General features: G+C 63.9%; 22 protein-coding genes. 16 read left to right on the forward strand and 6 right to left on the reverse strand.

Features of this window, described 5'->3' with window-relative positions; genetic code table 11:
• Position 1 precedes the first annotated feature (1 nt).
• The 9 genes from murD (at position 2) to lpxC (ending at position 10473) form a co-directional block, all read left to right on the forward strand.
• A complete protein-coding gene (gene murD / locus K675_RS0117795; protein ID WP_017904840.1) occupies positions 2 to 1348 on the forward strand; it encodes a UDP-N-acetylmuramoyl-L-alanine--D-glutamate ligase in 1347 nt (448 codons plus the stop codon).
• Positions 1345 to 2559 carry a putative lipid II flippase FtsW gene (gene ftsW / locus K675_RS0117800; protein WP_017904841.1) on the forward strand — a complete coding sequence of 405 codons (1215 nt, stop codon included), beginning with the start codon at positions 1345 to 1347 and terminating at the stop codon, positions 2557 to 2559. Before murD ends, ftsW begins: the two co-directional genes overlap by 4 nt.
• Positions 2549 to 3619 (forward strand): undecaprenyldiphospho-muramoylpentapeptide beta-N-acetylglucosaminyltransferase, encoded by a 1071-nt coding sequence (gene murG / locus K675_RS0117805; RefSeq protein WP_017904842.1) that lies wholly within the window; start codon positions 2549 to 2551, stop codon positions 3617 to 3619. The genes ftsW and murG overlap by 11 nt, the downstream gene beginning before the upstream one ends.
• Positions 3612 to 5072 carry a UDP-N-acetylmuramate--L-alanine ligase gene (gene murC / locus K675_RS0117810; RefSeq protein WP_017904843.1) on the forward strand — a complete coding sequence of 487 codons (1461 nt, stop codon included), beginning with the start codon at positions 3612 to 3614 and terminating at the stop codon, positions 5070 to 5072. Before murG ends, murC begins: the two co-directional genes overlap by 8 nt.
• Positions 5069 to 6037, forward strand: a complete 969-nt coding sequence (locus K675_RS0117815) for a D-alanine--D-alanine ligase (protein ID WP_017904844.1) — start codon at positions 5069 to 5071, stop codon at positions 6035 to 6037. Before murC ends, K675_RS0117815 begins: the two co-directional genes overlap by 4 nt.
• 6 nt (positions 6038 to 6043) lie before the next feature.
• Positions 6044 to 6913 carry a cell division protein FtsQ/DivIB gene (locus tag K675_RS0117820; protein ID WP_017904845.1) on the forward strand — a complete coding sequence of 290 codons (870 nt, stop codon included), beginning with the start codon at positions 6044 to 6046 and terminating at the stop codon, positions 6911 to 6913.
• 14 nt (positions 6914 to 6927) lie between these two features.
• Positions 6928 to 8193 (forward strand): cell division protein FtsA, encoded by a 1266-nt coding sequence (gene ftsA / locus K675_RS0117825; RefSeq protein WP_017904846.1) that lies wholly within the window; start codon positions 6928 to 6930, stop codon positions 8191 to 8193.
• 56 nt (positions 8194 to 8249) lie between these two features.
• Positions 8250 to 9449 carry a cell division protein FtsZ gene (gene ftsZ, locus K675_RS0117830; RefSeq protein WP_017904847.1) on the forward strand — a complete coding sequence of 400 codons (1200 nt, stop codon included), beginning with the start codon at positions 8250 to 8252 and terminating at the stop codon, positions 9447 to 9449.
• Between the two features lie 112 nt (positions 9450 to 9561).
• Entirely contained in the window at positions 9562 to 10473 is a 912-nt protein-coding gene (lpxC, locus tag K675_RS0117835) for a UDP-3-O-acyl-N-acetylglucosamine deacetylase (RefSeq protein WP_010452622.1), read from the forward strand.
• Positions 10474 to 10522: 49 nt separating this feature from the next.
• Here lpxC and K675_RS0117840 read toward each other — a convergent pair whose 3' ends face one another.
• From K675_RS0117840 to K675_RS0117865, 6 genes are all read right to left on the reverse strand, one after another.
• A complete protein-coding gene (locus K675_RS0117840; protein WP_017904848.1) occupies positions 10523 to 12007 on the reverse strand; it encodes a sensor domain-containing diguanylate cyclase in 1485 nt (494 codons plus the stop codon).
• 335 nt (positions 12008 to 12342) lie between these two features.
• The gene (locus K675_RS0117845; RefSeq protein ID WP_017904849.1) at positions 12343 to 12564 is read right to left on the reverse strand and encodes a hypothetical protein; all 222 of its coding nucleotides are present in this window, start codon (positions 12562 to 12564) and stop codon (positions 12343 to 12345) included.
• 129 nt (positions 12565 to 12693) lie between these two features.
• A complete protein-coding gene (locus K675_RS0117850; protein WP_017904850.1) occupies positions 12694 to 14058 on the reverse strand; it encodes a heavy metal sensor histidine kinase in 1365 nt (454 codons plus the stop codon).
• Positions 14048 to 14728: a heavy metal response regulator transcription factor gene (locus K675_RS0117855; protein WP_017904851.1), complete on the reverse strand. Its 681-nt coding sequence runs from the start codon at positions 14726 to 14728 to the stop codon at positions 14048 to 14050. Before K675_RS0117855 ends, K675_RS0117850 begins: the two co-directional genes overlap by 11 nt.
• 9 nt (positions 14729 to 14737) lie before the next feature.
• Complete coding sequence (locus tag K675_RS0117860) at positions 14738 to 17833, reverse strand: multidrug efflux RND transporter permease subunit (RefSeq protein WP_017904852.1); 3096 nt, start codon at positions 17831 to 17833, stop codon at positions 14738 to 14740.
• A complete protein-coding gene (locus tag K675_RS0117865; RefSeq protein WP_026145302.1) occupies positions 17830 to 18993 on the reverse strand; it encodes an efflux RND transporter periplasmic adaptor subunit in 1164 nt (387 codons plus the stop codon). Before K675_RS0117865 ends, K675_RS0117860 begins: the two co-directional genes overlap by 4 nt.
• Before the next feature lie 348 nt (positions 18994 to 19341).
• Here K675_RS0117865 and K675_RS33080 point away from each other — a divergent pair, with 348 nt between their 5' ends.
• From K675_RS33080 to K675_RS0117895, 7 genes are all read left to right on the forward strand, one after another.
• On the forward strand, positions 19342 to 19665 hold the full coding sequence (locus K675_RS33080; RefSeq protein ID WP_157383954.1) for a hypothetical protein: 324 nt from the start codon (positions 19342 to 19344) through the stop codon (positions 19663 to 19665).
• Positions 19666 to 20075: 410 nt separating this feature from the next.
• Entirely contained in the window at positions 20076 to 20633 is a 558-nt protein-coding gene (locus K675_RS0117870) for a fimbrial protein (protein WP_017904854.1), read from the forward strand.
• Between the two features lie 57 nt (positions 20634 to 20690).
• Entirely contained in the window at positions 20691 to 21419 is a 729-nt protein-coding gene (locus tag K675_RS0117875) for a fimbrial biogenesis chaperone (protein ID WP_232434446.1), read from the forward strand.
• A 233-nt stretch (positions 21420 to 21652) separates the two neighbouring features.
• The gene (locus K675_RS0117880) at positions 21653 to 24097 is read left to right on the forward strand and encodes a fimbria/pilus outer membrane usher protein (RefSeq protein ID WP_017904856.1); all 2445 of its coding nucleotides are present in this window, start codon (positions 21653 to 21655) and stop codon (positions 24095 to 24097) included.
• On the forward strand, positions 24094 to 24873 hold the full coding sequence (locus tag K675_RS0117885) for a fimbrial biogenesis chaperone (RefSeq protein WP_017904857.1): 780 nt from the start codon (positions 24094 to 24096) through the stop codon (positions 24871 to 24873). The genes K675_RS0117880 and K675_RS0117885 overlap by 4 nt, the downstream gene beginning before the upstream one ends.
• Positions 24866 to 25846, forward strand: coding sequence for a fimbrial protein (locus K675_RS0117890; RefSeq protein WP_026145303.1), 981 nt, complete (start codon positions 24866 to 24868; stop codon positions 25844 to 25846). The genes K675_RS0117885 and K675_RS0117890 overlap by 8 nt, the downstream gene beginning before the upstream one ends.
• Positions 25847 to 25963: 117 nt before the next feature.
• Positions 25964 to 26493 (forward strand): PAS domain-containing protein (locus K675_RS0117895; RefSeq protein WP_017904859.1); only part of this gene is annotated, 530 nt, incomplete at its 3' end.

A 26493-nucleotide genomic window follows, 5' to 3' on the forward strand; every position in this document is an offset into this window, starting at 1 on the left:
CGTGTCGCTGATCGCTTCTGACCACTTCCGCATCGTTGTCGGCCTCGGCAAGAGCGGCATGTCCCTGGTTCGCTTCCTGGCGAACCGGGGCGTTGCCTTTGCGGTGGCCGACACGCGGGAGAATCCGCCGGAACTGGCCACGCTGCGCCGTGACTATCCACAGGTGGAAGTGCGTTGTGGCGAGCTGGATGTCGAGTTTCTCTGCCGTGCCGACGAGCTCTACGTGAGCCCCGGCCTGGCCCTGGCGACCCCGGCCCTGCAGGCCGCGGCGGCCCGTGGCGTGAAGTTGTCCGGTGATATCGAGCTGTTCACGCGTAACGCGAAGGCACCGATCGTCGCGATCACCGGTTCCAACGCCAAGAGCACCGTGACCACCCTGGTGGGCGAGATGGCCGTCGCCGCCGGCAAGCGCGTGGCGGTCGGGGGCAACCTCGGTACCCCGGCACTGGACCTGCTCGGCGACGATATCGAACTGTACGTGCTGGAGTTGTCGAGCTTCCAGCTGGAAACCACCGATCAGTTGAACGCCGCAGTAGCGACCGTGCTCAACATCAGTGAAGACCATATGGACCGCTACAGCGGTCTGCCGGCCTATCACCTGGCCAAGCACCGGATCTTCCGCGGAGCGAAGCAGGTGGTGGTCAACCGCCAGGATGCCCTGTCCCGGCCGCTGATGGGCGAAGGCCTGCCTTGCTGGACCTTCGGCCTGGGCAAGCCGGACTTCAAGGGTTTTGGCCTGCGCGAGGAAGACGGCGAGAAATACCTGGCCTTCGAATTCCGGAACCTGATGCCGGTGCGCGAGCTGAAGATTCGTGGCGCCCACAACCAGTCCAACGCCCTGGCAGCGCTGGCACTGGGGCATGCCGTGGGCTTGCCGTTCGACGCGATGCTGTCGAGCCTGCGCACCTTCGGCGGTCTCGAGCATCGCTGCCAGTGGGTGCGTGAGCACAACGGCGTGAACTACTACAACGACTCCAAGGCCACCAACGTCGGTGCCGCGCTGGCGGCCATCGAAGGCCTGGGTGCCGACATCGATGGCAAGCTGGTGCTGATCGCCGGCGGCGACGGCAAGGGCGCGGATTTCTCCGCCCTGCGCGCGCCGGTCGCGGCCAACTGCCGGGCGGTGGCCCTGCTCGGTCGCGATGCCGAACTCCTGGCCCAGGCCCTGGGCGACGAGGTGCCATTGATTCGTGTGCAGAGCCTGGACGAAGCGGTACTGCGTTGCGCCGAACTGGCCCAGGCCGGCGATGCCGTGCTGTTGTCGCCGGCCTGCGCGAGCCTCGACATGTTCAAGAACTTCGAGGAGCGCGGGCGGCTGTTCGCCAGTGCCGTGGAGGGCTTGGCATGAATTTCAATATCCTCAAGCCGTATCCGTCGCCGATCATCACCGGGCGTGGGGTCGACGTCGACTTCCCGATGCTCGCCGGCTGCCTGGCGCTGCTCGGCCTTGGCCTGGTGATGATCACCTCGGCTTCCTCCGAAGTGGCTGCCGTGCAATCGGGCAACGCGCTGTACCACATGATCCGCCACCTGATCTATCTGGTGATCGGCGTGGGTGCCTGCATCGCCACGATGATGGTGCCGATCGCCACCTGGCAGCGCATGGGCTTCATGATGCTGGTCGGTGCTTTCGGTCTGCTGGTGATGGTGTTGCTGCCGGGTATCGGCCGTGAGGTGAACGGCTCGATGCGCTGGATCGGTTTCAGTTTCTTCAACGTGCAGCCTTCGGAAATCGCCAAGGTGTTCGTGGTGATCTACCTCGCCGGCTACCTGGTACGTCGGCAGAAGGAAGTGCGCGAGAGCTGGATGGGGTTCTTCAAACCGTTCATCGTGCTGTTGCCGATGGCCGGCCTGTTGCTGATGGAGCCGGACTTCGGGGCCACCGTGGTGATGATGGGGGCCGCCGCGGCGATGTTGTTCCTTGGCGGCGTCGGGCTGTTGCGTTTCGGCTTGATGGTGTTGCTGGCGGTGGTCGCGGTGGTGGTGCTGATCAAGGCGCAACCCTACCGGATGGCCCGTCTGACCACCTTTACCGACCCCTGGGCCGACCAGTTCGGCTCCGGCTATCAGTTGACCCAGGCGCTGATCGCCTTCGGTCGTGGCGAGTGGCTGGGCGTGGGGCTGGGCAACAGCGTGCAGAAGCAGTTCTACCTGCCCGAAGCCCATACCGACTTCGTTTTCTCCGTACTCGCCGAAGAACTGGGCGCGGTGGGTTCGCTGTGCACCGTCGCGCTGTTCGTGTTCGTCAGTGTGCGGGCCATGTACATCGGCCTGTGGGCGGAGAAGGCCAAGCAGTTCTTTGCCGCCTACATGGCCTACGGCCTGGCGTTCCTGTGGATCGGCCAGTTCCTGATCAACATCGGCGTGAACGTCGGCTTGCTGCCGACCAAGGGCCTGACCCTGCCGTTCCTCAGTTACGGTGGCAGTTCCCTGGTGATCTGCTGTGCCTGTCTGGGCCTGTTGCTGCGCATCGAGTGGGAGAGTCGAACCCACCTGGGCAGCGAAGAGATGGAATTCGATGAAAGCGACTTTGCGGAGGACACTCCCCATGGGCGCTAACGTACTGATCATGGCCGGCGGCACCGGTGGCCACGTGTTCCCGGCGCTGGCCTGTGCCCGCGAATTCCAGGCCCGTGGTTTCACCGTGCACTGGCTCGGCACGCCGCGTGGTATCGAAAACGAACTGGTACCCAATGCCGGTCTGCCGCTGCACCTGATCAACGTCGCCGGCCTGCGTGGCAAGGGCAAGCTGTCGCTGCTCAAGGCACCATTCGTGCTGCTGCGGGCGGTCTGGCAGGCACGCAAGTTGATTCGCCGGCTCAAGCCGGTCTGCGTACTGGGCTTCGGTGGTTATGTCACCGGCCCTGGTGGCGTCGCCGCGCGCCTGGCGGGCGTGCCGGTGATCGTGCACGAGCAGAACGCCGTGGCGGGTACCGCCAATCGGCTACTGGTGCCGCTGGCGGCCCGGGTCTGCGAAGCTTTCCCGAACACCTTCGGCGCCTCGGACAAACGTCGTACCACCGGCAACCCGGTGCGCTCGGAGCTGTTCCTGGAAACCCCGCGTCAGGCCCTGGGCGGTCGGCCGGCGCGCCTGCTGATCCTCGGTGGCAGCCTCGGTGCCGAACCGTTGAACAAGCTGTTGCCCGAAGCCCTGGCCCAGGTGCCGGTCGAGTGCCGCCCGGAGGTTTTCCACCAGGCTGGCCGCAACCACGACCAAGTGACCGCCGAACGCTACAAGGCGGCGGGCGTCGAGGCCCAGGTGGCGCCGTTTATCAAGGATATGGCCCAAGCCTATGGCTGGGCCGACCTGGTGGTCTGTCGCGCAGGTGCGCTGACCGTCAGTGAACTGGCTGCTGCCGGTCTGCCTTCGTTGCTGGTGCCTCTGCCCCATGCGATCGACGATCACCAGACCCGCAATGCCGAATATTTGGCCGGGGAAGGCGCTGCCTTCCTGCTGCCGCAAAGAACGACTGGCGCCGCCGATCTGGCGGCACGCCTGACAGAGGTTTTGATGCAACCGGAACGACTGAACACCATGGCGAGCACCGCACGCCGCCTGGCCAAGCCCGATGCCACCCGCACCGTCGTCGAGATCTGCCTGGAGGTGGCCCATGGTTGAGAGTCAGAAAGCCATCCCGCAACCGGAAATGCGCCGCATCCGTCGCATCCACTTCGTCGGCATCGGCGGCGTGGGCATGTGCGGCATCGCCGAAGTGCTGCTGAACCTGGGCTACGAAGTGTCCGGATCCGACCTGAAAACCTCGCCGGTCACCGAGCGGCTCGAGTCGTTTGGCGCGAAGATCTTCATCGGCCATCGTTCCGAGAACGCCGCCAGCGCCGACGTGCTGGTGGTGTCGAGCGCGGTGAACAAATCCAACCCGGAAGTCGCCACCGCCCTGGAGCGTCGCATTCCGGTGGTGCCGCGGGCCGAGATGCTCGCCGAACTGATGCGTTATCGCCACGGCATCGCCGTGGCCGGCACCCATGGCAAGACCACCACCACCAGCCTGATCGCGTCGGTTTTCGCCGCTGGCGGCCTCGATCCGACCTTCGTGATCGGCGGTCGGCTGAACGCCGCGGGTACCAATGCCCAGCTCGGCACCAGCCGCTACCTGATCGCCGAGGCCGATGAAAGCGACGCCAGCTTCCTGCACCTGCAGCCGCTGGTCGCCGTGGTCACCAACATCGACGCCGACCACATGGACACCTACGAGGGCGACTTCAGCAAGCTGAAGAAGACCTTCGTCGAGTTCCTTCACAACCTGCCGTTCTATGGCCTGGCCGTGGTCTGCCTGGACGATCCGGTGGTACGTGAGATCCTGCCGCATATCGCCCGTCCGACCGTGACCTACGGCGTCCACGAAGACGCCGATGTGCGTGCGATCAACATTCGTCAGTCCGGCATGCAGACCCACTTTACCGTGTTGCGCCGCGATCGCGAGCCGCTGGACGTTTCGGTGAACATGCCGGGCAACCACAACGTGCTGAACTCTCTGGCCACCATCGCCATCGCCACCGACGAGGGCATCAGCGACGAGGCCATCGTCCAGGGACTCTCGGGCTTCCAGGGCGTCGGCCGGCGCTTCCAGGTCTACGGCGAACTGCCGGTGGACGGCGGCAGTGTGATGCTGGTCGACGATTACGGCCACCACCCGACCGAAGTCGCGGCGGTGATCAAGGCCGTGCGCGGTGGCTGGCCGGAGCGCCGCCTGGTGATGGTCTACCAGCCGCACCGCTATACCCGTACCCGCGACCTGTATGATGATTTCGTCCAGGTTCTGGCCGATGCCAATGTACTGCTGCTGATGGAAGTCTATCCGGCGGGTGAAGAAGCCATTCCCGGCGCGGACAGCCGCCAGCTGTGCCGCAGCATCCGCCAGCGCGGCCAGCTCGACCCGATCTACATCGAACGTGGCGTCGATCTCGCGCCGCTGGTCAAGCCGCTGTTGCAACCGGGCGACATCCTGCTGTGCCAGGGGGCCGGGGATATCGGTGGTCTCGCTCCGCAATTGCTCAAGAGCGCGTTGTTCGCGGGCGCGGTTGCCGCAACCGGCGCGGAGAAGTCGAAATGACCGCTGCCTACGCCAACCTGTTCTCGACCCTCGAGCCGAAGGACTTCGGCCGCGTCGCCGTGCTGTTCGGCGGCAAGAGCGCCGAACGTCCGGTCTCGCTGAAGTCCGGCGCCGCGGTGCTCGAAGCCCTGCTGGGCGCGGGGGTCGATGCCTTCGGTATCGACGTGGGCGACGATCTGCCGCAGCGCCTGCTGAACGAGAAGATCGACCGTGCCTTCATCATCCTGCACGGTCGTGGTGGTGAAGACGGCAGCATGCAGGGCCTGCTGGAGTGCCTGGAGATTCCCTACACCGGTAGCGGCATCCTCGCTTCGGCCCTGGCCATGGACAAGCTGCGCACCAAGCAGGTCTGGCACAGCCTGGGTATTCCGACGCCACGCCATGCGGTGCTGGGCAGTGAAGCCGACTGTATTTCAGCCGGTGCGGAACTGGGTTTCCCTTTGATCGTCAAACCTGCCCATGAAGGCTCCAGTATTGGGATGGCCAAGGTGACCGGCGTCGACGAATTGATCGCCGCCTGGAAAGCCGCCGCCATCTACGATTCGCAAGTGTTGGTCGAACAGTGGATTCACGGTCCCGAGTTCACCATTGCGACGCTGCGTGGCCAGGTTCTGCCGCCGATCGCCCTCGGCACCCCGCATTCGTTCTACGACTACGACGCCAAGTATCTGGCATCCGATACCCAGTATCGGATCCCTTGTGGTCTCGACACTACCAAGGAAAAGGAACTGATGGACCTCACGGCGAAAGCCTGCGAGGCGCTCGGTATCGCCGGTTGGGCGCGTGCCGACGTGATGCAGGACGCCGACGGCCAGTTCTGGTTCCTGGAAGTCAACACCGCTCCGGGCATGACCGACCACAGTCTGGTACCGATGGCGGCACGTGCGGCCGGCCTCGATTTCCAGCAACTGGTGCTGGCGATCCTGGCGGAAAGTGTCGCCTGCCACCCAGGACCGAGAGGTTAAGCAGCCATGCACGGCGCGCAGATTCGTCATCAGCCACCAGGTTCCGGCCGCAACAAGCCGATGCCGCGGGGCGCCAGTCGAATGGTGGCCAAGGAGCCGGTATCGGCGCGCCTGCCGAAAGCCAACTTCGGCTTCCTGAAGCGCCTGATGTGGCCGGTATTGCTGGTGGCGCTGGGTTTCGGCACCTACGAGGGCGCCCAGCGCCTGCTGCCCTATGCGGACCGGCCGATCAGCAAGATCAACGTCCAGGGCGACCTGAGCTACATCAGTCAGCAGGCGGTGCAGCAGCGGATCGCTCCATACGTCGCGGCGAGCTTCTTCACCATCGACCTGGCGGGCATGCGCGCCGAGCTGGAAACCATGCCGTGGATCGCCCATGCCGAAGTGCGCCGGGTCTGGCCGGACCAGGTGGTGATCCGTCTGGAAGAGCAGTTGCCTGTGGCCCGCTGGGGTGACGAGGCACTGTTGAACAACCAGGGCCAGGCGTTCGCGCCGAGGGAGCTGGCGAACTACGAGCACCTGCCACAGCTGTTCGGCCCGCAGCGGGCCCAGCAGCAGGTGATGCAGCAGTACCAGGTCCTGAGCCAGATGTTGCGCCCGCTGGGTTTCTCCATCGCCAGGCTGGAGCTGCGGGAACGGGGCAGCTGGTTCCTGACCACCGGCGCGGGCAGCGCGGGGCCGGGTATCCAGTTGTTGTTGGGCCGCGACCATCTGGTCGAGAAGATGCGCCGTTTCATTGCCATTTATGAAAAAACGCTGAAAGAACAGATTACGAACATTGCCAGCATCGATCTGCGCTACGCCAACGGCCTGGCCGTCGGATGGCGGGAACCTGTGGCACCCGTAGCGGACAAACCCGCCGTTGCGAAGAATTAAGAAGAGGCAGGACCATGGCAAACGTGCAAAGCGGCAAAATGATCGTCGGACTGGATATCGGCACCTCCAAGGTGGTGGCGCTGGTGGGCGAGGTTGCGGCCGATGGCACAGTGGAAATCGTCGGTATCGGTACCCATCCTTCCCGCGGCCTGAAGAAGGGCGTGGTGGTGAATATCGAGTCGACCGTCCAGTCGATCCAGCGGGCGGTGGAAGAGGCGCAACTGATGGCCGGCTGCCGGATTCACTCGGCGTTCGTCGGCGTGGCGGGCAATCACATCCGCAGCCTGAACTCCCACGGCATCGTTGCCATCCGTGATCGTGAAGTCAGTTCGGCGGACCTCGAGCGCGTGCTCGATGCGGCCCAGGCCGTGGCGATTCCGGCCGATCAGCGGGTCCTGCACACCCTGCCGCAGGATTACGTGATCGACAACCAGGAAGGCGTGCGCGAGCCCCTGGGGATGTCCGGTGTGCGTCTGGAAGCCAAGGTCCACGTGGTCACCTGTGCGGTGAACGCGGCGCAGAACATCGAGAAGTGCGTACGTCGTTGCGGGCTGGAAATCGACGACATCATCCTCGAGCAACTGGCCTCGGCCTACTCGGTGTTGACCGACGACGAGAAGGAGCTGGGCGTGTGCCTGGTGGACATCGGCGGCGGCACCACCGACATCGCGATCTTCACCGAAGGTGCGATCCGCCATACCGCGGTGATCCCGATCGCCGGCGACCAGGTGACCAACGATATCGCCATGGCGTTGCGCACTCCGACCCAGTATGCCGAAGAGATCAAGATCCGTTACGCCTGCGCCCTGGCCAAGCTGGCCGGTGCCGGCGAAACCATCAAGGTCCCGAGCGTCGGCGACCGTCCGCCGCGCGAGCTGTCCCGCCAGGCCCTGGCCGAAGTGGTCGAGCCGCGCTACGACGAACTGTTCACGCTGATCCAGGCCGAACTTCGGCGCAGCGGCTACGAAGACCTGATCCCGGCCGGCATCGTGCTGACCGGCGGTACCTCGAAGATGGAAGGCGCGGTCGAGCTGGCCGAAGAAATTTTCCACATGCCGGTCCGCCTGGGTGTTCCGCACACCGTCAAGGGCCTCTCCGACGTGGTCCGCAATCCGATCTATTCAACGGGCGTGGGGCTGTTGCTGTACGGGCTGCAAAAGCAGTCGGACGGCATTTCCCTGTCCGGTTACAACGGCGGCAACAGAAACGACTATCGCGATGAAGAACAGAAAGCACCTGTGTTCGAGCGCCTGAAGCGCTGGGTCCAGGGCAACTTTTAAAGTTTCAAAGCAGTAGAAGTAGGCGAAAAAACTAGAGAAATGAAAGGAGAGGGAACATGTTCGAACTCGTAGACAACGTCCCGCAAAGCCCGGTAATCAAGGTTATCGGTGTCGGCGGTGGCGGCGGCAACGCCGTCAACCACATGGTCAAGACCAACATCGAAGGCGTCGAATTCATCTGCGCCAACACCGATGCCCAGGCGCTGAAGAACATCGGCGCACGGACCATCCTGCAACTGGGCACCGGCGTGACCAAGGGCCTGGGTGCCGGTGCCAATCCGGAAGTCGGCCGCCAGGCCGCCCTGGAAGACCGCGAACGCATCGCCGAAGTGCTGCAGGGCACCAACATGGTGTTCATCACCACCGGCATGGGCGGCGGTACCGGTACCGGTGCGGCGCCGATCATCGCCGAAGTGGCCAAGGAAATGGGCATCCTCACCGTTGCGGTGGTGACCCGTCCGTTCCCGTTCGAAGGCCGCAAGCGCATGCAGATCGCCGACGAGGGCATCCGTGCCCTGAGCGAAAGCGTCGACTCGCTGATCACCATTCCCAACGAGAAGCTGCTGACCATCCTGGGCAAGGACGCCAGCCTGCTGTCGGCTTTCGCCAAGGCCGACGACGTGCTGGCCGGTGCCGTTCGCGGTATCTCCGACATCATCAAGCGTCCGGGCATGATCAACGTCGACTTCGCCGACGTGCGTACCGTGATGAGCGAAATGGGCATGGCAATGATGGGCACTGGCTGTGCCAGCGGTCCGAACCGTGCACGTGAAGCCACCGAGGCGGCGATCCGCAACCCGCTGCTCGAAGACGTCAACCTGCAGGGCGCGCGCGGCATCCTGGTCAACATCACCGCCGGTCCGGACCTTTCCCTGGGCGAGTACTCCGACGTGGGTAGCATCATCGAGGCTTTCGCTTCGGAAGCGGCGATGGTCAAGGTCGGTACCGTCATCGATCCGGACATGCGCGACGAACTGCACGTGACCGTGGTCGCCACCGGCCTGGGTGCCCGCATCGAGAAGCCTGTGAAGGTCATCGACAACACCCTGCAGGCCGCCGCCAGCCAGCCAGCCGCCACCCAGGCACCGGCTGCCGCACGTCAGGAACTGCCGTCGGTGAACTATCGTGACCTGGATCGTCCGACCGTCATGCGCAACCAGGCCCAGGCCGGTGCCGCGACTGCCGCGAAGATGAACCCGCAGGACGATCTGGACTATCTGGATATCCCGGCCTTCCTGCGTCGCCAGGCCGATTGATGGAATGTATCAGGAGTATTAGGGTGATTGGTGTTCAGCAAAGGTCTGGTCTGATATTATCGCCAGCCTTTGTTGATACCTGTTCGCAATTTGCGCTGAAGCGGCCAAAGCCATGATTAAACAACGCACCCTGAAAAATATTATCCGTGCTACAGGTGTCGGCCTGCACTCGGGCGAGAAGGTCTACCTGACCCTCAAACCCGCGCCCGTGGATACCGGCATCGTGTTTTGTCGTGCCGACCTCGACCCTGTGGTGCAGATTCCTGCGCGCGCGGAAAACGTTGGTGAAACCACCATGTCGACCACCCTGGTCAACGGTGACACCAAAGTGGACACGGTGGAGCATTTGCTCTCGGCCATGGCTGGCCTGGGCATCGATAACGCCTACGTCGAGCTCTCCGCGTCCGAAGTTCCGATCATGGACGGCAGCGCTGGACCCTTCGTATTCCTGATTCAATCCGCCGGCCTGGAAGAACAGGACGCAGCCAAGAAGTTCATCCGCATCCTGCGCGAAGTCACAGTGGAAGACGGCGACAAGCGCGCCACTTTCGTGCCTTTCGACGGGTTCAAGGTGAGCTTCGAGATCGATTTCGATCACCCTGTGTTCCGTGACCGAACCCAGAGTGCCAGCGTGGATTTCTCCAGCACGTCGTTCGTGAAGGAAGTCAGCCGCGCCCGTACCTTTGGTTTCATGAGTGATATCGAGTACCTGCGCAAGCACAACCTCGCACTCGGCGGCAGCGTGGAAAACGCCATCGTGGTCGACTCGGACGGTGTATTGAACGAAGACGGCCTTCGTTACGAAGACGAATTCGTCAAGCACAAGATCCTCGACGCCATCGGTGACCTCTACCTGCTGGGCAACAGCCTGATTGGCGAGTTCAAGGGCTTCAAGTCCGGTCACGCGTTGAACAACCAGCTCCTGCGCAAGCTCATCGAGCAGAAGGATGCCTGGGAAGTGGTGACTTTCGAAGACGCCAGCACGGCGCCGATCTCGTACATGCGTCCCGTCGCGGCCGTGTAACGACTCTCCTTTTGTTGTTCTTCAAAGGCTGCCCTCGGGCAGCCTTTTTTTATGCCTGTCGCTCCAACTCCGCGATGTGCACCACCTGATCGCGGCCGCTGTGCTTGGCGTGGTACAACGCCTGGTCGGCAGCCTGCAGCAGGTGCCCGACGTTGGCGCCGTCGGCAACGGCCTCGCGGGAAACCAGCCGGGTGCAGGCACCGATGCTGACCGTCATGGGGCGTGCTCCGGCGAGCAGCGGTGGCATCTGCCGGATGGCATTCCTGATCTTCTCGGCCAGGCAACGGGCTCCGGTCTCGTCGGTCTGTGGCAGGATCACCGCAAACTCCTCGCCGCCAAAACGCGCGACCAGATCCGCCGGGCGGCGAATGTTCTCGCCGATCACCCGGGCGATTCGGCGCAGCGCTTCGTCCCCCATCGGATGACCATGGCTGTCATTGAATGCCTTGAAGTGGTCGGCATCGATCATCAGCAGCGACAGTGGCTGGCCTGAGCGTTGCGCACGGTTCCATTCGTGCAGCAACGACTGGTCCAGCGCCCGGCGGTTGGCGATACCGGTGAGGCTGTCGGTGGTGGCCAGTTCAGCCAGTTCCTGCTCGGCCCGCTGGCGTCGGCGCAGTTCCCGCGCGAGCAGCCAGCTCAGCCACAACAGGCCGGCGCACAAGGCACCGGTGGCGCTGCCCACCAGCCAGGTGGTACGCCACCAGGCGGCATAGACTTCCTCCTCCGACAGGGCCACCACCACGATCAGCGGCAACTCGCCGACCTGGGAAAAGGTATACAGCCGCTGCTTGCCGTCGATCCTGGAGATCGCGCTGAAGCTGCCATTGCCCTCGCGCACGATACGCAGGAAGTTGGGCCGCTGGCTGAAATCCTTGCCGACGATGTCGGCACTCATCAGCGGCTCCTGGGCGAGCAGGATACCGTCGCGGCTGAGCAGGTTGACCGTGCTGCTGGTACCGATATTCAGGGTCTTGAACAGCTCGTTGAAGTAACTCAGGCGTATGGCGGCGCGGGCGACCCCAAGAAACTCGCCTTCGGGCGACGAGACCCGGCGGCTGAAGCTGATGCGCCAGTCGATGATGCGTCCGCGGGCAAGGAACGGATGGCTGATCATCATCGCCGGGCTCGGGTTGTCGATATGGGCCTTGAAGTATTCGCGGTCGGCGAAATTGCCTGACCGGGGTTCGATCGAGGACGAGTCGGCAATCACCTCGCCGTGTTTGTCGAGCAGCAGGATGTCGCCCTTCTGCGGCGCTGCGGTGGCGTTGTCGAACAATGCCAGGTGGCGAATCTGCGGTGAGACGTGCTTGAGATCCTCGCGCCGCGCCGCGGCAATCAGGTCCTGCAATGACTTGTCGTAGAGTTCGGCATTGCGCAGGACGTCGGCGTCGATCAGTTGCACGATGTTCGTCGCGGCACGCGTGGCGACCAGTTCGGCGCTGCCCCGCTCGCGGATCAGCAGATAGACGACGATGCCGAGGATCGCGCTGACGCTCAGGCCGCTGCCCAGTACCAGCAACAGGCGCGGCATTGCCGAACGGTTCGAAAAGTGATTGATGGCAAACCTCATGGGGCTCGGGGTTGTTGGTGCCTGTACAAAGCCCCATCGCTAAAAAGGCCAGCATTCACTGGCCGGTCCTTGTACCGAATGCTAGAAGATATTCACCGGGTAGTCGACGATGACCCGGTGTTCATCGACTACCCGGTCGGCCGCCGAATGGCTGCCGCCGCCGCGATGGGAGGTGTAAACCTTATTCAGGACGGGACACGGAAATAAAAAAAGCCGCTGTTTCAGCGGCCTTTGAAACCATCGACCCCGGGCGGAAAGCTGGATCGATGGAGAGGGAAGCGGTTGGCGGGCAGGGCTCAGCTGTCCCCGGTGTTGTCCGAGTGAACCGGGCTGGCCGAGCTGTGCTGCTCTGGCACGAGGCTTCTGGCCTTGGCGGTCATCTCGGCGTGACCCTGGCGGGCAGCGGCCCGTGCAGCATTCTGTGCGACGAAGGACTGGGACTCCTCGGCGTGGGTCAGAGGCGACAACATCACAGCGGAGAGAACAAAGAGACTGGCCATACCCATGGAACTGGACATTTTAAAGAACCTTCTTGCTGAGCAAGTGCTGTTGGTTGAGGCAAGGTTAAATGCCCGGTGGGCCTGAAAAAAGACCGGCCCGTTTGAAGGACTGTTACGTTCTGGGCAACAGTCCCTGTCGGTGGGGCGTCAGGCGGGGAGGTGAATGCCGAAGGTGTTGACGCCATCGCCGCTGCGCACGAACACATCGCCGCCGTGCATCAGCGCGATCGCCTTGACGATCGCCAACCCCAGGCCATGGTTGGCGCCGCTGTTGCTGCGCGAGGCGTCGACCCGGTAGAAACGTTCGAACAGCCGCGACAGATGCTCGCTGGCAATGCGCTCTCCAGGGTTCGAGACCGCGATCGTCACGTGCTCGCCGTCCTGCTCGATGCGTACCCGGATCACCAGGCCGGGCGCGGTGTGTTGCACGGCGTTGCTCAGCAGGTTGATCAGCGCCCGGCGCAGATGGGCGATCTCGATCCGCACCATGGCATCGCCGCTGACCTCGACCCGGACCTGGGCGTCTTCGAGGATGAAGTCCAGGTAGTCCAGGGTCGTCGCGACCTCCGCCGCCAGCGAGGTGCTGATCAGCTTGGTGGCCTTGCTGCCCTGGTCGGCGCTGGCGAGGAACAGCATGTCGTTGATAATCGAACGCAGGCGCTCCAGTTCCTCGAGGTTCGATTGCAGTACCTCGAAATAATGCTCGGCGGAGCGTCCACGGGTCAGCGCCACCTGGGTCTGGCCGATCAGGTTGGTCAGCGGCGAGCGCAGTTCGTGGGCGACATCGGCGTTGAACGATTCCAGGCGCGAATAGGCCTGTTCCACCCGTTCCAGGGTCGAATTGAAGGAGTTGACGAACTGGCTGAGTTCCGGCGGTAGCGGTGACAGTTGCAGGCGTCCGGTCAGGCGTGGTGGGGCCAGCTTGCCGGCCTCCTGCGACAGCTTTATCAACGGCTGGAGGCCGATCCGGGCCACCCAGTAGCCCAGAGCCGAGGCGAGCAGCACACCAATGATCGCCAGACTGACCAGGGCGATCAGCAACTGGTGCTGGGTCTGGCGGAAGGTTTCGGTGTCGATGGCGATCAGAAACTGCAGGGGGGGGCGCTGGTCCTTGGCCGGCATCGTGTTGAGCAGTACCTTGAATGGATAGGCATGCCCCGGCAAGTGCAGGTCGCGCATGCCCTTGGGGCCGGCGGCGAACGCGCGGATCTGTGCGTCGGGGGCACCGTACTCGTAGTTCGGGTCGCCGCTGACCACCCAGAAACGGATGCGCTTGTCCTCTTCACCCAGTTGCTTGAGCTTGGCGCTGAACTTGCCCCAATGGTCCGGGTTGCCGAAACGGTTGATCGAGGATTCGAGCACGCTGTAGCGCGCATCCAGCTCGGCCTCGGGCAGCAGGCCCAGGCCCTTTTCCACCTGCTGGTACAGCGCACCGCCGATGAGCAGGAACACCAGCAGCGCCACCAGGCTGAACATCGCACTCAGGCGCAGGGCGATCGAGTTAGTCGACACCGCGGCTCTCCAGCACATAGCCCATGCCACGGATGGTGTGCAGCAGTTTCTGCTCGAACGGGCCGTCGAGCTTGGCGCGCAGGCGCTTGATCGCCACCTCGACGACGTTGGCATCGCTGTCGAAATTGATGTCCCAGACCATCTCGGCAATCGCCGTCTTCGAAAGGATTTCCCCCTGGCGCCGGGCCAGGACGCTGAGCAGGGAAAACTCCTTGGCGGTCAGGTCCAGGCGCTGGCCGGCGCGGCTGGCCTTGCGGCTGATGAGGTCGACCCACAGGTCGGCCACGCTGATCTGCACCGGCTCATGGCCGCCACCGCTACGGCGGGTCAGCGCCTGCAGGCGGGCCACCAGTTCGAGAAAGGAGAACGGTTTGCCCAGGTAGTCGTCGGCGCCATCGCGCAGGCCGCGGATGCGATCCTCGACCCGCTCGCGGGCGGTGAGCATGATCACTGGCGTCTGCTTGCGTGCCCGCAGGGCCTTGAGCACGCCGAAGCCGTCGAGCTCCGGCAGCATCACGTCGAGCACGATCACCGCGTAATCGCTCTCCAGCGCCAGGTGCAGGCCGCCGACACCGTCACGCGCCAGGTCGACGGTGTAGCCCTGTTCGGTCAGACCCCGATGCAGGTAGTCGGCGGTTTTTTCTTCGTCTTCGATAATCAGGACACGCATGACCCAGCCTCAATGAGTGATCGCCGGCACGGCTGCCGGTTGGGGCCGATGGAAAAGCCGCTCGAGCCACAAGTATATGACGGGCGTGGTGAACAGCGTCAGCGCCTGGCTGACCAACAGGCCGCCGACCACGGCGATGCCCAGCGGCTGGCGCAACTCGGCACCGGTACCGTGGCCGAGCATCAGCGGCAGGGCGCCGAGCAGGGCCGCCAGGGTGGTCATGATGATCGGCCGGAAGCGGGTGAGACAGGCCTTGTAGATGGCTTCCTGGGGCGTCAGTCCGCCACGCTGGGCCTCGAGGGCGAAGTCGATCATCAGGATGCCGTTCTTCTTCACGATGCCGATCAGCAGCACCAGGCCGATCAGTGCCATGATCGAAAAGTCCTGGCCCAGCAGCCAGAGCATGATCAGTGCGCCGAGGCCGGCGGAGGGCAGGGTGGAGATGATCGTCAGCGGGTGCACGAAACTCTCGTAGAGCACGCCGAGAATGATGTACACCGCCACCAGCGCGGCGAGGATCAGCCACGGCTGGCTGGCCAGGGAGCTCTGGAAGGCCTGGGCGGCGCCCTGGAAGTTGCCGCTGATGGAGGCCGGCATGCCGATCTCGTTCTTCGCCTGGTTGAGCAGCAGCACCGCATCGCCCAGTGCCACGCCGGGGCTCAGATTGAACGACAGGTTGGCGGCCGGGAACATGCCGTCGTGGGCGATCGACAGCGGGCCGCTGGTGGGCACGTCGAAGCGCGCCAGGGCCGACAGTGGAACCATCTCGCCGGTCAGTGGCGAGCGCAGGTAGAAGTCGTTCAGGCTCTCGGCCTTGCCGCGCTGGGCGGTATCCAGTTCGAGGATCACGTTGTACTGGTTGGTCTCGGTCTGGTACTCGTTGACCTGGCGCTGGCCGAAGGCATCGTAGAGGGCCTCGTCGACGTCGCTGGCGGTCAGGCCGAAGCGTGCGGCGGCGCGGCGGTCGATGGTGATGTGGGTGATGCTGCCGCCCAGTTGCAGGTCGTTGGACAGGTCGCGAAACGCCGGGTTGGCCCGCAGTTTTTCCGTCAGGCGCTGGGTCCAGGTGTTCAGGGTGTCGCCGTCGTTGCTCTTGAGCACGTACTGGTACTGGGCTCGGCTCGGACCGGAGCTGAGGTTGATGTCCTGGCCGGCGCGCAGGTAGAGGACGATGCCGGGGATCCGCATCAGTTTCGGGCGGATCCGGTCGATGAAGGCGCTGGCGGACAGGTCGCGCTGGTCCTGTGGCTTGAGGGCGATCCAGAAGCGGCCGTTGGCGATGGTCTGGTTGCTGCCCGAGACCCCCACCGAATGGGAGAACGCCTGCACCGCCGGGTCGGCGGCGACGATCTCGGCCAGGGCCTTGTGCTTGGCCACCATGGTATCGAACGAGACGTCAGCGGCGGCCTCGGTGGTGCCCAGCACGAAGCCGGTGTCCTGGACCGGGAAGAAACCCTTGGGAATGAACACGTAGCCGGCGACGGCCAGGCCCAGGGTCAGGCAGAAGATTGCGAACATCAGTTTCTGGTGGTTCAGGGCGCGACGCAATCCGCGTTCGTAGATGGCCAGCAGGCGCTCGCCGAAGGTCGCCTTGGCGTGTTCGTGGTGCATCGGCGCGCGCATGAACAGGGCGGCCAGGGTGGGCGCCAGGGTCAGTGAAACCACTACCGAAATCAGGATGGTCGAGGTGGCGGTCAGGGCGAACTCCTTGAACAGCCGGCCGACCACGCCGCCCATGAACAGCAGCGGGATAAAGGCGGCGATCAGCGAGAAACTGATGGAGACCACGGTGAAGCCGATTTCCCCGGCCCCCTTGATGGCGGCCTCGCGCATGCCGTCGCCGGCCTCCAGGTGCCGATGGATGTTTTCCACCACGACGATCGCGTCGTCGACCACGAAGCCGACGGCGATGACGATCGCCACCAGGGTCAGGTTGTTCAGGCTGAAGCCCATCACGTACATCAGCGCGAAGCTGGCCACCAGCGACACGCCGAGGACCGCCGAGACGATCAGGGTCGCCGACAGCTGGCGCAGGAACAGCGCCATCACCGCCACCACCAGCAGCACGGCGATCAACAGGGTCATTTCCACTTCATGCAGCGAGGCGCGGATGGTCTGTGTACGGTCGATCAGTTCCTTGACCTGCACCGAGGCCGGCAACATGGCTTCGAGGCCGGGCAGGGCGGCCTTGATGCGGTCGACGGTCTCGACGATGTTCGCCCCCGGCTGGCGGGAGATCACCAGGTTGACTCCCGGCACGTCGCCGGACCAGGCCTGCACGTAGGCATCCTCGGAACCACGGACCACCCGGGCGATGTCCTTGAGCTGTACCGGCGCGCCGTTCTTGTAGGAGACGATCAGTTCGCCGTATTCCTCCGGCTGGAACAACTGGTCGTTGGTTGCCAGCGTCGAGATGCTCGACTTGCCGTAAAGTGCCCCCTTGGCCAGGTTGAGGCTGGTCTGCTGGATCGCCAGGCGGATGTCCGCCAGGGTCAGGCCGATGGCCGCCAGGCGATCCGCCGAGACCTGCACGCGAATGGCCGGGCGCTGCTGGCCGGTGATGTTGATCTGGCCGACACCGTCGATCTGGCTGAGCTGGCGGGCCAGCAGGGTCTCGGCGTAGTCGCTCAGTTCGGTACCGGGCATCTGGCTGGAACTGACGCTGAGGATCAGCACCGGGCTGTCGGCCGGGTTGACCTTGCGCCAGGTCGGCAGGGTCGGCATGTCCTTGGGCAGCTTGCCCGAGGCGGTGTTGATCGCCGCCTGGACTTCCTGGGCGGCGGTGTCGATGCTCTTGCTCAGGGTGAACTGCAGGGTCAGGGTGGTGGTGCCCAGAGCACTGCTGGAGGTCATCTGGGTCATGCCCGGGATGGCGCTGAACTGCACCTCCAGCGGCGTCGCCACCGAGGACGCCATGGTCTGCGGGCTGGCACCGGGCAGTTGGGCAGAGACCTGGATGGTCGGGAACTCGGCCTCCGGCAACGGCGCCAGCGGCAGCCGCGGGAAGGCGATCAGCCCGAGCAGGACCAGAGCGAAGGTGAGCAGGATGGTCGCCACCGGGTGATTGATGCACCAGGCCGAGACGCCACGGCTGTCCTTGATCATGGCTTGGGCTCCCCGGCCACGGCTTGTTCAGCCAGCTTGGGGGCACCGAGTATCTCGACGAGGGAACCGGGCTTGAGCCGCGACTGGCCGTCGCTGACCAACTGATCACCGGCCCGCACGCCCTGGATGATGTTCTGTTCGCTGTCCTGGTAGGGCACCTGCACCGGTACCACTTCCACGCCCTTGCCCTTGACCCGGTAGACGAAGTAGCCATCCAGGCCGCGTTGCACCACCGTCGGTGGTACGACCAGGACGCTGCGATCGAGGGCGGTCTGGATCTTGATATTGACCAGTTGGCCCGGCCACAGCTTCTGGTTCGGGTTGCTGAACTCGGCCTTGGCCTTGATGGTGCCGGTGGTGGCCGAGACCTGGTTGTCGATCAGCGTCAGGTAGCCGGCGCCGAGCAGGCTGTCGCTGTGGCCTTCGTCACCCAGGTAGGCTTTCACCGCCGCCGGCTGGTCGGCGCCGAGCAATCCCTGCAGGGTCGGCAGCATCTGTTGCGGCAGGGAGAATTCCACGGCGATCGGATCGATCTGGGTCACGGAGAACAGGCCCTGGGCATCGCTCATGCGCAGGAAATTGCCTTCATCGACGGAGCGGATACCGACCCGGCCGGTCACCGGCGAACGGATCTGGGTGTAGGACAGTTGCACCTGCGCCGCGGCAATCGCCGCCTGGTTGCCCAGGGCGGTGGCCTTGAGCTGGTTGACCAGGGCCTGCTGCTGGTCGTAGGTCTGTTTCGAGATGCCGTTGTCGACGGTCAGCAGCTTGTAGCGCCTGAGGTCGACCTCGGCCACCTGCAACTGCGCCTGGCTCTGCGCCAACTGCGCCCTGGCCTGGGACAGATTGGCCTGGATCGCACGGTCGTCGAGGGTCGCCAGCAGGTCGCCTTCCTTGACCAATTGCCCTTCCTTGACCAGCAGGCGGGTGAGGATGCCGTCGATCTGTGGGCGAATCACCACGCTGTGCAACGACAGGGCCGTGCCGATGCCGCTGGCATAACGCGGCACGTCCCGTTGCACCACATCGATGACCTTGACCGGGATCGGCACGTTGCCCGCGTGCCGGGCGGGAGCGGGGCGGGTCAGTGTCCAGGTGGCACCGGCGGCCACCACCAGGATCGCGACAAGGCCCAACAGGGTTTTCTTCTGGATGTGCATGGTGTCAAAACGCCGGTGCGGATAGATGAAGGCCAATGCTGGCAGAACAGTAGCCTCTTTATAACCCCGCCATCCGGTCAGCACGGTGACGGCTAACTGACACGGCTGTCAGCTACGGGCTGTCCGGGCAGCTATTAAAGAAATGGGAAGTGCAGGCGATACAGCCGGATATATGCCGGGTTTTCTGCCGCCTGCTTCGAGAGATTTATCCCGGCAGGCGTCGTTGTTCCGGGTTCGTGTGTTTAATTGAATATAAGAAGTCCTACGGATATTCCTCGTTCTTTCGGTGAAGTGTGCCCGCTTGGGCTTTAATTGATATGGGGGTCACCCTGTTTTGGAGCGGTTGATATGAAATACACACTATCGGTTTCGGGTGTCTTGTTGTTGATGGGAGCTTGTTCCGGCGTAGCGGCGGCCACTGCCGGACAGATTCGTTTCAGTGGTCAGGTTGTCGAGGCGGCTTGTGGAGTGACAGCGGCTTCGGTACATGAGCATGGCGTTTCTGAACGACTCAAGGTCGCACCCGGTGTAACGCTGTGGGTAGATACCGCGGATAATGCCTGCGGTAATGGCATATTGCCCTTTAATGCTCGCTTCCAGCCCCTGCCAGGCAAGGCTCCCAGCCTGAAAAAGCTGTCGCCGCAAGGGGTGGTGACAATCACGTACCTATAGAACTGTACGTGTGGTACGACCTCGATGTCTTCTTCACTGTATAAAGGCGGGTGCAGTATTACGAAATCTCCGGCATCAAGTTGACATTGTTGCATTCTATTCGTGAACGGCCTGCCTAACTGGTTGAACGACATAATTAAAAATAATTCTGTGATTATTTTTTATGTTTTTCGCGAGCTTGCTCATGGTGAATTCCATAGTCAGGTGTTTTTAATATTAAACACTCTCCCGGTCAGTTTTCTGTGTCCGGCGAATGACATTTTCTTCTGACGGAGCCAGATGTCCTGGCTACGGGTTGAATCGCCCTCCTGAATAAGGCCGGGTCTGATAGTTCGAATGACGATCCCCGACTATATTGGCCGCCACCCAAGTGATGGGTGCAAACGATTAACTCGAAGGATTGTGTTCGAATGAAAAAGATTTCCGTGATGTTGGTTCTATTGGGTACAGCCCTTGGCGTGGCAGGTTCCGCCCACGCAGCCAACGGCGGCACGCTGAACTTTACCGGTGCGTTGACCAACACCAGCTGCGAGGTGTCGTCCGGGGGCGGTTCGGCCGACAATATCCCGGTCGACCTCGGGCGGGTTTCCTTTGCCGACATCGGCAACCGTACCGAGTCCCGGCTGGGCACGGCCAAGGATATCGATTTGCTGGTGACCTGCCTGCAGCCGGCAGCTGAAAGCACCGTGCACATGTCATTCCGCCCAGCCCAGGTCGACCAGGGTGACCCCTACCTGCTGCCGACCAGTGGCGCCGCCAGGGGCGTCGGTATCGGGCTGGTGCGCCGGGACAACGATAACTTCCTGAATATCCAGGACCCCACCGACACCATCGACGGCATTCTGCAGCCCAGCGGCAGCGGCTCCAGCGGCACCCTGTCGTTGCGCGCGCTGTTCGTGAAAAACGGCGTCTCCACCGTGCCTGGTGCGGCCACGGGAACGGTGCCTTTCGTGCTGACCTACAACTGAGTGATGGCCTGAACGGAGCTGCGAGGCTCCGTTTCTTTCGAATAGATGGAACGCAACATGCGCAAGTTGACGAGATCGATGATCGGCATGGCGCTGGTCGCGTGGGCATGGGGGCATGCCCAGGGCGGGATCGTGCTGAACAGCACCCGGCTGGTGTACCCGGCGCAGGACAGGGAAGCGGTGCTCAGTGTGTCTAATCGCAACAGATCCACCATTCTGCTGCAGTCCTGGTTGGAGGCCGACGATTCGACGGCGGCAGACCTGCCATTCGCTGTCGTCCCGGCCCTGGTGCCGTTGTCTGGCGGTGGGCGGCAGACGGTGCGGATCATTCACTCCGGTGCCGAAATGCCGACGGACCGGGAGTCGCTGTTCTGGCTGAACGTTCAGGAGATACCCCAGGTCGGCGAGCAGGAGAACGCGCTGCAGATCGGTATACGCCAGCGTATCAAGGTGTTCTATAGGCCTCGTCAACTGATGGCCGATCCGGACCTGGCGCCCCGGCAACTGCGTTGGCGCCTCAAGCCCGGAGGTGTCCTGGTGGTCAGCAACCCCGGACCGTTCCACGTCACCCTGGTGGATATCGAGCTGTTCGGGGGTGAGCGCCGGTTACTGCATCGCCGCAACTCGATGCTGGCACCCGGGCAGGCTCAGGAGTTCAGCCTGCCGACAGCCGTGGCGCCGCAGCAGGCACGGCTGAGTTTCAAGAGCATCAACGATCACGGTGCCGTCGTGGCCTATCGGCTTTCCGACTGGAAAACCGGCCAGGCCCTGTGGGTCGAGGATTAGCGTCGCCGTTTTTCCACCCATTCTTTTTCCGAATCGCCGCACCCTCGCGAGAGCCTGTGCGCGAAGGCGTTCGCCTTTAACAAATATTTCAAGACATTGCGTGAAGGTTGCAAATGGACTGGCTCTATCGAAGAACAAAGGAAGTTCTGCTGTCATCGTGTCGCGGGAAAACGGAGGCCACGACGTTTACCCGGTTGCGGAGCCTCGACCGGCCGACACGCTGGCTACTGTCCATGGGGCTGTTCCTGCTGGTGCCGCGTCTGGCGCTCGCCGAACCGGTCGAGGAGGGCGTCCGCTTCAACACCGCGTTCATCCACGCAGGCGAGCAGCCGGCGGATATCCATGCGTTTCTGGAGGGCAACAGCGTCCTGCCGGGTATCTACCGGGTGGACATCTACCTGAACCGGGTCCTCAGCGCCCGCCGGGATGTGCGTTTCAGTCGGGACACCGCCAGCGGACGGGTCGAGCCCTGCCTGACCCTGGCCCTGCTACGGGACCTTGGGTTGGACACCGAGCGCCTGGCAAGCCTGGGCGAAGTGTCGTCGGACAGCGCTGGTGAGCAGTGTTTCGATCTCGGCCAGTTGGAGCGGGCCAGCGTCGATTACCAACCCAACAGCCTGGCCCTGAACCTCAGCGTGCCGCAGGTCGCCCTGCGCCGTGAGGCTCGCGGCTATCTGTCGCCGGAGCTGTGGGACCAGGGCGTCAACAGCGCTTTCGTCAACTACTCTTTCAACGCCAATCGCCGCGAGTTCGACCGGCAGAAAACCGACAGCTATTACCTGGGCCTGCGCAATGGTCTGAATCTCGGGCCCTGGCGTTTGCGCAACGAATCCTCGCTGGTGCATGGCGACTTGCAGTCCACCCATTTCACCAGCAACCAGACCTACGCCCAGCGCGACCTGACCGGCTGGAAGGGCCAGTTGACCCTGGGCGAGACCTACACCGACTCACGGGTGTTCGACAGTGTGCGCTTTCGTGGTGTCCAGGTGGCGTCGGACGACGGCATGCTGTCCGACAGTGAGCGGGTCTACGCGCCGGTCATCCGCGGTGTCGCCGAGAGCAATGCCACCGTGGAGATTCGCCAGGCCGGCTACCTGTTGTACAGCGCGAACGTGCCGCCCGGTCCGTTCGAGATCAATGACTTCTATCCCAGCGGCTCCAATGGCGACCTGCTGGTGACGGTGATCGAGGCGGACGGCCGCCAACGCACCTTCGTCCAGGCGTTCGCCTCGCTGCCGTTGATGCTGCCCAAGGGCACCTTCAGCTACAGCGTCGAGGCCGGCGAGTACGACAGCAACGACAGCCGGCAGATGAACCCCGGATTCGCCAGCACCACGCTGATCTACGGCTTGAGCGAACACGTTAGCGGTTTTGGTGGGGTGCAACTGGCGGACGCTTTCGAGGCCAGCAACCTCGGCGTCGGCGTCAATACCGGTGTGGGGGCGGTATCGGCCGACCTGACCCACTCGGTCAGCCGCCAGGCCGCTACCGACCTGGGCGGCAAGAGCCTGCGCCTGCGTTATGCCAATACCCTGAATGCCACCCGGACCACCTTCGCCCTGGCCGGTTATCGCTATTCCAGTGAACACTACCGCAGCTTCGAACAGCACGTGGAGGAGCGCAGCAGGCTGGCGCGGGATTCGCTTGGCCGGGCCCGCGACCGTTTTGATATCACCCTCAGCCAACCCCTGGCGATGGGAACCTTCAGCCTGACCGCCCTGGAGCAGCGCTACTGGAACCTGCCGGGCAAGTCGCGACAGTTCAATGCCACCTACGGTGGCTACTGGCGCGACCTGAGCTACAGCCTGTCCCTGGATCGCACCCGTTCGACCGATCTCGATGGCCGGGTCGCCACCGACCACCAGTTCACCCTGACCCTGTCGTTGCCGCTGGGCCGGCATGAACGCTCGACCCGTGCCTCGCTGACGGCGGTACGCGACCGCCAGGGGGACTCCAGCGTCATGGCCGGTCTGAGCGGACGGGTGCTCGACCGGAATGCCTTCTACTCGATTCTGGCCGGCAATGACGGCAGCGGTGGCCGCGCCGGTTCCGCCAGCGTGAATGCCACCACCCCGGTCGGCCGGTTCGAGGCCGGCTACAGTCATGGCCAGGACTTCAATAGCTGGAACCTGGGCGCTCGCGGGTCGCTGGTCGCCCATGCCGGTGGCGTGAACCTGGGGCAGTCCCTGGGCGATACCTTCGTACTGGCCGAGGTGCCGGGTGTACGCGGCGCGCATTTCAACAACTTCGGCGGTGTCGAGACCGGGCGCAACGGTTTCGCCGTGGTGCCGTATGTGCAGCCCTACCGCGCCAACTGGATCAGCCTGGACACCCGCCATTTGGGCGCCGACATCGAGGTGGACAATGCTATCGTCCAACTGGTGCCTCGCCGCGGTTCGTCGACTCACGCGCTGTTCAAGGCCAGCGCCGGGCGCCGGGTACAGTTCGAATTGAGCCTGGCCGATGGCAGCGCCTTGCCGTTCGGGGCCAGCGTCCAGGATGCCCAGGGCAAGGTGCTCGCCGTGGTGGATCCGACCAGCCGCGCACTGGTGCTCAGCGAGCAGGAGCAGGGCACGCTGCAGGTCCGCTGGTCGGGGCGCAGTTGCCAGTTCCGGTTTCGTCTGCCGCCGCGGGACCCGCAACTGAGTTACGACCGGGTCAGGGAGGTCTGCCGGTGAGCGCCCTGCGGATATTCGGTCTGGTGCTGGGCCTGGTCGTGGCGCAGTCGGGGCTGGCAAGCGTGTCGTTGAGTGGCACGCGCCTGGTGTTCGACGGGCGCTTTCGCGACGTGAGCATCGAGGCGCGCAATCGCGGACGCCAGGAGGTGTTGCTGCAGGCCTGGCTCGAGGGGCACGAAGAGAGTCGTGCCCACCACCTGCCATTCGTGCTGACGCCGCCGATCTCGCGGTTGGCGCCCGAAGGCCGGCAAGCGCTGCGCTTGATGTACGAAGGGCGTGGCATGCCGAGCGGGCAGGAGTCGCTGTTGCACCTGTACGTCATGGAGATTCCGCGGACGCGAGCCGGCGACGGTCGTTTGAGCATCGCCATCCGTCAGCGGATCAACGTGCTGTTCCGCCCGGCCGGTCTGGCCGGTGATCCGGCACAGACCCCGCAGCGCCTGCGCTGGCTGCTCGAGCGCGATGCCAGCGGTGTGCCCCGGCTCAAGGTGGAAAACCCGACGGACTTCCATGCGGCGCTGCTGGGCCTCGAACTGGCCGGCGAGCAGGGCCGTCATCCGCTCGGTGATGACCTGCTGGTACCGCCGGGCGGGCGCCGCGAACTGCTGCTCAGCTCCCGTGCCCTGGCGGTTCGCCCGGCCTGGCTGCGGTTCAAGGCGCTGACCGACTACGGCGGCCAGCGCGCCTACAGTGCCCGAGTCGATTTCGGTGCGCCTTTCAACGCGTCGCCGATTGACGACGCTTCTCTTTCCCGGAACGGATCTGCCCATGATTAGGATGTCCCGCATGACCTGGCGGCGTGGCCTGCTGTTGCTCGGCCTGCTCAGCCCCGCCAGTTGCTTTGCCCTCACCTGCACCTTGCAAGGCAGCGGGGCCCTGGTGGCCAGCGCCGATCTCGGCAGCAGCGTGGCGATTCCGGCGTCGTCGCCCAACGGTACGCTGGTCTGGCGTTCGGAACCGCTCAATCTGGCGGTGGAGTGTGTCAGGCAGGGGGCGGGCGCCGCGGAGGAGATCTACCTGTACCTCAATCCGGCTCGCCAGGTGGTTGGCCAGGGTATTCGCCTGGGGTTGACCCACGAAGGTGTCGACCATCGCCAGAGCAATGGTCGCATCGCCACCGGTCGCAGCCTGCCGGCCTGCAGCAACGCCCAGGGCTGTGCGCCGCTGAGTTTCAACCTGGGCTTCTCGCTGTTCATCGAGAAATACGGCCCGACGCCACCCTCGGGCGTGGCCAGCCAACTGCAGGACTACCGGCTATTCCAGCTCGATGGCGGCAGTGGGCCTGGCAACGACGGCAACTCGCTCAACTACGTGGTCAACAACCTTGGCGGCTTGCGCTTCGTGGCCTGCGACGCGCAACTGCAGGTCATCCCCGAAACCGTCGATTTTGGGCGGATCGCCATCCAGAACGTGGTGGTCGGGCAGGTGATCGAGCGACGTCCGTTCGCCTTGCACACCAGCCGTACCTGCGACACGGCCTTCAGTCTGGACGCGCGGCTCAAGCCGGTGTCGGGCACCCTGGCCGGCGAGTTGCTGATCCCCAACGGCAACGACGGTGTCGGCATCCGTATCGTCAGGGCCGGTGGCGGGGTGCCGATCCCGTACAACCGCTCCTTCCATCTGGCCGAACTGCTGGGCAGCACCCACGCCGCCACGGCCAGTTTCGATGCCGAGCTGTTGTGGAACAATGATCGCCCCAGGGCCGGGCCGTTCTCTGCCGAGGTGGTCGTCGATCTGTTCTACAAATGACGGTTGGCCGGCGCGTTCGCCTTATGCCCTAAAGCTGATCTGGATCAGTGTTTTGGATTTTGGTCCGCTTAGAGTCGACGCCCTGCCGACCTTCCCAATAATCCGAGCGCGCCTTGCATGAAGATCAATCTCCCGGTTACCGGCCGAAACGTCGAGGTTGCCCGCGACGCCAATATCCTTTCGACCACTGACCTGAAAGGCGCCATCACCTACGCCAACCCGGACTTCGTGAAGATCAGCGGCTACAGCCGTGCAGAACTGCTGGGCTCGCCGCATAACCTGCTGCGTCACCCCGACATGCCGCCGGAGGCGTTCGCTCACATGTGGCAGACCCTCAAGGCCGGCCGCTCGTGGATGGGCATGGTCAAGAACCGCTGCAAGAACGGCGATCACTATTGGGTCAGCGCCTATGCATCGCCAGTGAGCCGCAATGGCCAGACGGTGGAGTACCAGTCGGTCCGGACCCAACCCGGGCCTCGGCAGATCGAGGCCGCCGAGCGCTGTTATGGCCAGTTGCGCAGCGGGCGTCGTTCATGGCGTCAGCGTCTGCCCAGGCCTGGTTTGACGGCGCGGTTGACGCTGCAGTCCAGCCTGGCGTTCGCCGCGGCCCTGGTGCTGGGCGACTGGCTGTCGCCGCAGCCGCTGCC

Origin of the sequence: Pseudomonas fuscovaginae SE-1, assembly GCF_000364705.1 — a bacterium.
Lineage (GTDB): Bacteria > Pseudomonadota > Gammaproteobacteria > Pseudomonadales > Pseudomonadaceae > Aquipseudomonas > Aquipseudomonas fuscovaginae_A.

Excerpts from the sequence above, each read along its gene's own strand:
- murC (WP_017904843.1), top strand. The coding sequence starts at position 3,612 with ATGGTTGAGAGTCAGAAAGCCATCCCGCAACCGGAAATGCGCCGCATC.
- lpxC (WP_010452622.1), top strand. The coding sequence starts at position 9,562 with ATGATTAAACAACGCACCCTGAAAAATATTATCCGTGCTACAGGTGTC.
- K675_RS0117820 (WP_017904845.1), top strand. The coding sequence starts at position 6,044 with ATGCACGGCGCGCAGATTCGTCATCAGCCACCAGGTTCCGGCCGCAAC.
- K675_RS0117880 (WP_017904856.1), top strand. The coding sequence starts at position 21,653 with ATGGGGCTGTTCCTGCTGGTGCCGCGTCTGGCGCTCGCCGAACCGGTC.
- K675_RS0117865 (WP_026145302.1), bottom strand. The coding sequence starts at position 18,993 with ATGCACATCCAGAAGAAAACCCTGTTGGGCCTTGTCGCGATCCTGGTG.
- K675_RS0117815 (WP_017904844.1), top strand. The coding sequence starts at position 5,069 with ATGACCGCTGCCTACGCCAACCTGTTCTCGACCCTCGAGCCGAAGGAC.
- K675_RS0117855 (WP_017904851.1), bottom strand. The coding sequence starts at position 14,728 with ATGCGTGTCCTGATTATCGAAGACGAAGAAAAAACCGCCGACTACCTG.
- ftsW (WP_017904841.1), top strand. The coding sequence starts at position 1,345 with ATGAATTTCAATATCCTCAAGCCGTATCCGTCGCCGATCATCACCGGG.
- K675_RS0117845 (WP_017904849.1), bottom strand. The coding sequence starts at position 12,564 with ATGTCCAGTTCCATGGGTATGGCCAGTCTCTTTGTTCTCTCCGCTGTG.
- K675_RS0117890 (WP_026145303.1), top strand. The coding sequence starts at position 24,866 with ATGATTAGGATGTCCCGCATGACCTGGCGGCGTGGCCTGCTGTTGCTC.
- K675_RS0117840 (WP_017904848.1), bottom strand. The coding sequence starts at position 12,007 with ATGCCGCGCCTGTTGCTGGTACTGGGCAGCGGCCTGAGCGTCAGCGCG.
- K675_RS0117860 (WP_017904852.1), bottom strand. The coding sequence starts at position 17,833 with ATGATCAAGGACAGCCGTGGCGTCTCGGCCTGGTGCATCAATCACCCG.
- K675_RS0117875 (WP_232434446.1), top strand. The coding sequence starts at position 20,691 with ATGCGCAAGTTGACGAGATCGATGATCGGCATGGCGCTGGTCGCGTGG.
- K675_RS33080 (WP_157383954.1), top strand. The coding sequence starts at position 19,342 with ATGAAATACACACTATCGGTTTCGGGTGTCTTGTTGTTGATGGGAGCT.
- murG (WP_017904842.1), top strand. The coding sequence starts at position 2,549 with ATGGGCGCTAACGTACTGATCATGGCCGGCGGCACCGGTGGCCACGTG.
- K675_RS0117870 (WP_017904854.1), top strand. The coding sequence starts at position 20,076 with ATGAAAAAGATTTCCGTGATGTTGGTTCTATTGGGTACAGCCCTTGGC.
- ftsA (WP_017904846.1), top strand. The coding sequence starts at position 6,928 with ATGGCAAACGTGCAAAGCGGCAAAATGATCGTCGGACTGGATATCGGC.
- ftsZ (WP_017904847.1), top strand. The coding sequence starts at position 8,250 with ATGTTCGAACTCGTAGACAACGTCCCGCAAAGCCCGGTAATCAAGGTT.